Raw genomic sequence first — 4,504 nt, forward strand, 5'->3', positions numbered from 1 at the left:
GGCCAGGCCCGGCACGGCGGGCTGGAAGACGATGCCATCCACAAAGCCGCCGCCACCGATGGCGACCGGGCGCCAGTTGTAGGACACGTCGGCAGGTGGCGCGGCCTGGGCAGTTGCGGCGGCGAGCAGCAGGGCGCCCAGCAGGGGCTTGATGGGGTTCATGTCTCCAGCACTTCTTATGACAGCGCTCGACATCGTAATTTGTTCGCTCGACGAACAAATACGGTTTACCCCAAGAAACTCGATGTCACCGCTGCTGATTGGATGTGGCGCGGCACGCTCTCAAGAGCGGAACGCCGATCCAGCCCGGACTGCATGGACGCGAGGCGAAACGATCATCGCTTGCGAAGGCTCTCAACCAATCCATCACAAGCTGCTTCGACCAAGTCCAGCACCTCATCGAAGCCGGCAGCGCCGCCGTAGTAGGGGTCAGGCACTTGCGGGTTGCCTGCGTGAGGCGCGTAGTCCATCAGCAGCTTCAGTCGATGCCGTTGGCTGGGCGGGCACAGCCGTTCCGCATGGGTGAGGTTGTCGGCATCCATTGCCAGCACAACGTCGAAGCGGACGAAGTCCTCGGCCACCAGCTTGCGGGCGCGCAAGCGACTCAGGTCATAGCCACGCTTCAGCGCGTGCTCCTGGCTGCGCTCATCCGGCGGCGCGCCGATGTGATAGCCGTGCGTGCCGGCCGAGTCCACCTCAACATCGAGGCCGGCAGCCGCCAGCTTGGCGCGCATGACGCCCTCGGCCGTCGGGCTGCGGCAGATATTGCCCATGCAAAAGAACAGGATGCGGCGGGTCATCAGTACATTCTCGACCGGGTTGTGGCAGCCGGTGGTGGGTGATCTTTGGCTTGAGCCGGTTGCTACATTGGCGGCAGAACGACATAGCGCCGGGGAGGCCATGAGCAATCGCGCAAACAACTTCGACGGGCTGCGTATCGTCGGCGCATTCCTGGTGCTGTTGACACATCACTTCCCGCTCATGGGCGGTATCGAGCCCGGCATTCGATCCACGTCCATGATCACGTTGGGCCATTTCGGCGTGATGCTGTTCTTCAGCATCAGCGGCTACCTGGTCGCGCAAAGCTGGGAGCGCGACCCCCACGTTGCTCGGTTCCTGGCGCGGCGTGCGCTGCGCATCATGCCCGGCTTCGCGGCCTGCATATTGGTGCTATGCATCGGCCTTGCCTGGTACGCCGCCACTCGCCACAGTACCGCCTACTGGCAAGGGCTCCTGGCCTACAGCGGCAACCTTGTTCCGCTGAGCTATTGGGACGACATTCACTTCATCGCCCGGCGGGCGATGGGAAGCTCAACGGCCCCCTCTGGACCATCCCCTATGAGGTTCGTTGCTATCTGATCTTCGCGGTGGGCGCATTCCTTCTGCAGAAGCGGATGCGCTTTGCGGTGGCGGGCGGGCTGCTGTTGGGGCTGACCTGCTATCTGGCCGCGCACCTCGACGATGCCCTGGTGGCGCGCGCGCTCGTGGCCGAGGAGTTGCGCCTGACGCAGTTGATGCTGTTCTTCTGCTTTGGTGCAGCCCTTCACTACTTCCCTCTTACCGCGCGGCGGCTTGCCGTCCTCCTGGCGGGTGCACTGGTGGCCGCGCTGCTGGGCCATCAGCATCTGGCGACCTGGCTGGCCATTCCGCCCGTGGCGGTCTGCGTAGGCAGCCGCTCATGGCCCGTGCTGCGCAGTGCCGGCCGATTTGGCGATTTGTCCTACGGCGTCTATCTGTGGGGTTGGCCGACCCAGCAGCTGGTGTACATCTGGCTGGAGCCCAAAGTTCCTTTCCTCATGTCGCTGCTGCTGACGACATGCATGGTGTTGGTCCTGGCTTGGTTGTCCTGGACGTTCATCGAACGTCCGGCCCTTCGACTCAAGCCTCGCACCAGGCAGAGGCAGGAGGCCGAAGCACCTTCGCTTGCGCACCCCGGCCAGGATATGGCGGCGTAATACTTAGGCGAGCGCCTGCGCTCGCCTAACCCGCTACCAGGCGATACCGGCAGCGATGCTCAAAACCGCATGTCCGCCCGCAGCGAGATCACCCGGAAGGTGCGGTTGCGTGACCAGCTGTCGGTGACGATGTTGTGGCTGGTGATGGTGTCGATGTAGACGGCCTCCGACGTGACCTGTGCATCGCGCGGCAGCAGGTTGGCCAGGGACAGGCGCCAGTTGATGCCGTCGCGCACCGAGCCGCTGGCCCAGGACAGGTAGGCATCGAACTGGCGGCGGGCGGTCTCCTCACGCTTCAGGTTGAGGGTCTGCTGCACGCTGCTGGCCGGCACGTAGTTGAAGTTGAAGCCGCTGCCGAAGTTCTGGCCCAGGGCCTTCCAGCGGTGGTCGAGGCCGAAGTTCAGGCTGCCGCGCGGCTGCTGGTCCAGGCGGGCATTGGAGCCCGGGATGCCCTTGACCTTGCTGTCGAAGACGGCGATGTTGAAGCGCAGCAGCAGCAACTGCCATTCGGGCGGCGCTTCCTCCCACAGCTCGTCCAGGCGCGCCTTGACCTCGAACTCGRAGCCCATGGTGCGCGCGCCTTCCATGTTGCGCGGCCGGCTGACCCAGCGCTGCGACTCGTCCCAGGGCACGGTCTCCAGCTGCAGGTTGCTTCGGATCAGGCTCTTGATGTCGCGCACGAAAGCGCTGCCCGACACGATGCCGCCGGTGGGCAGCCAGTGCTCCAGGCTCAGGTCCACGCCGGTGGCCAGCTCGGGCTTGAGGTCGGGGTTGCCGGCGCGGTCGGCGTAGGTGGGCAGGTTGGGGCCGGTGGGGTAGGTGGTGTTGATGGTCGGCCGGGCGATCAGGTCGTTGAGGTTGGGCGAGCGGTAGCTGCGCGTCAGGCTCAGCCGCACCTGGTCCTTGGGGAAGGCCTCGGGCTTCCACAGCAGGTGAAAGAGCGGTGACGTGACCTGGGAGACGTTGCGCGTGTCGGGCAGCAAGCCGCTGGCATCGGCGCGGGTCTCGATGCGTTCGTAGCGGATGCCGGCATAGACCGACCAGATCTTGCTCGGGCTCCACTCGTCCTGCGTGTAGGCGGCAAAACGCTGGTTGCGCGAGCCCAGCGTGTCGCCGAACTTCTGCAGCGCGGGCGACTCCACGCCGTCGATCAGCGTGCGGCGCACCTGCACCCGGTGGCTCTGCTCGCTCTCGGCGCCGGTCACCCACTGGTGCTCCTTGGCGGTCTTGAGGCTCCACTTGGCGCCCAGGCTGGTCTGGTCTTCGTCGGTGACGTTGTGGTCGTCCTGGATGCGCTCCAGGTCGATGCCGATGTCCTTCAGCGTCTCGCGGCGCTGGCTGTTGCTGGTGGACTTGAAGCCGCCACGGCCCAGGCGCAGGTCCCAGCTCTCACCGACGGCGGGCCGATAGTTGGCCGACAGGTTGAGCCTCAGGTTGTGCACGCGGCCGTCGTTCTCGCCTTGCACGTCGCGAAAGCGCGTGAAGCCGACGGCGTTGTTCTGGCTCGACCCTTCGCTCTGCGACAGCGCGAAGAAGGGCGCGAGGTTGAAGCTCAGCGTGTCGCTGTATTTCCAGCGCAGGCGTGCGTTGCCGTTGAAGTTGGCGCTGTTGCCCACGCTCGTGCCTTGCTGCACGGTCTCGTTGAGCACCTCGCCGGTGTCGGTGTCGACGACGCGGTTGTGCGAGTCGATGTTGTTGAAGCGCCGGTGCAGGCCGGCGTTGGTCGACACCGCGCCGACGAACTCGTCGCCATTCGGCCCGCCCCACTTCAGGTTGCGCGTCCAGTTGGCGTCGGCCTGCGGCTCGCCGCGGTCCTGGCCGAGGCTCAGGCGCAGCTCGTTCGTGGCCTTGAGCAGGGGCTCGCGCAGGATGATGTTGATGGTGCCGGCAATGGCGCGCGCTCCAGTCTCGGCGGTGGGCGCGCGGTAGATCTCGATGCGTTCGACCTGGTCCGGCGGCAGGTCCTCCACCGCAAAGCCCGCCGGCGCGCGTTCGCCGTCGACGAGGATCTGCGTGAAGCCGCTGCCCAGGCCGCGCATGCGGATGTCGCCGCCACGCCCGGGCCGGCCGCCGATGGTGACGCCGGGCAGGCGGCGCAGCACGTCGCCCAGCACCGTKTCGCCGTAGCGGTCCAGGTCTTCGCGCTCGATGACGATCTTGCTGGCCGTGCTGTTGCGGCGGCGGCTGTTGGCCGTCGGCCCGCCGTTGACCTCGACGCGATCCAGGCGGTTGGCGGCGCCGCTGGCGGCGGAGGCCGGCGCGGCGGGCGGGGGCGTTTTTTGGGGCGTTGTCTGGGCCGCGCACAGGGCGTTGGCACACAGCATTGCCAGCGCAACAAGAAGGCGGCTCATGGCCGCGCATTCTTGCGGAGCGAAGTGACTTTCGCTTACGTAAAGCGCTCATTTACATGAGCGCAAGCGGCCGTCAGAACCGCCAACCCAGGCCGACGCTGGCAAGTGTCGGGTTGACCTTGAACTTGCCGGCCGACGCGCCGTTGGCATAGACCGTCGTCTGCAGGTCGACCTTCTTCACGTCGAAGTTCAGATAGG

General features: G+C 66.1%; 5 protein-coding genes. 2 read left to right on the forward strand and 3 right to left on the reverse strand.

Annotation, left to right across the window (positions count from 1 at the left end; genetic code table 11):
• Window positions 1-335 precede the first annotated feature (335 nt).
• Window positions 336-800, reverse strand: a complete 465-nt coding sequence (locus tag AC1DU6_RS21085) for a low molecular weight protein-tyrosine-phosphatase (protein WP_457321835.1) — start codon at window positions 798-800, stop codon at window positions 336-338.
• Here AC1DU6_RS21085 and AC1DU6_RS21090 point away from each other — a divergent pair.
• Window positions 772-1,359 carry an acyltransferase family protein gene (locus tag AC1DU6_RS21090; RefSeq protein WP_477859359.1) on the forward strand — a complete coding sequence of 196 codons (588 nt, stop codon included), beginning with the start codon at window positions 772-774 and terminating at the stop codon, window positions 1,357-1,359. The genes AC1DU6_RS21085 and AC1DU6_RS21090 overlap by 29 nt on opposite strands.
• Window positions 1,269-1,955 carry an acyltransferase family protein gene (locus AC1DU6_RS21095; RefSeq protein WP_477859361.1) on the forward strand — a complete coding sequence of 229 codons (687 nt, stop codon included), beginning with the start codon at window positions 1,269-1,271 and terminating at the stop codon, window positions 1,953-1,955. Before AC1DU6_RS21090 ends, AC1DU6_RS21095 begins: the two co-directional genes overlap by 91 nt.
• Before the next feature lie 59 nt (window positions 1,956-2,014).
• Here AC1DU6_RS21095 and AC1DU6_RS21100 read toward each other — a convergent pair whose 3' ends face one another.
• Together AC1DU6_RS21100 and AC1DU6_RS21105 are read right to left on the reverse strand one after the other, a co-directional pair.
• A complete protein-coding gene (locus AC1DU6_RS21100) occupies window positions 2,015-4,306 on the reverse strand; it encodes a TonB-dependent receptor plug domain-containing protein (protein ID WP_477859363.1) in 2,292 nt (763 codons plus the stop codon).
• A 73-nt stretch (window positions 4,307-4,379) separates the two neighbouring features.
• Window positions 4,380-4,487, reverse strand: a complete 108-nt coding sequence (locus AC1DU6_RS21105) for a hypothetical protein (protein WP_477859365.1) — start codon at window positions 4,485-4,487, stop codon at window positions 4,380-4,382.
• Between the last annotated feature and the right edge of the window lie 17 nt (window positions 4,488-4,504).

Source organism: Roseateles sp. P5_B10 (assembly GCF_056400485.1).

What these genes read in the sequence shown, in the direction of transcription:
- AC1DU6_RS21090 (WP_477859359.1), top strand. Translation starts at nt 772, where the DNA reads ATGCAAAAGAACAGGATGCGGCGGGTCATCAGTACATTCTCGACCGGG.
- AC1DU6_RS21085 (WP_457321835.1), bottom strand. Translation starts at nt 800, where the DNA reads ATGACCCGCCGCATCCTGTTCTTTTGCATGGGCAATATCTGCCGCAGC.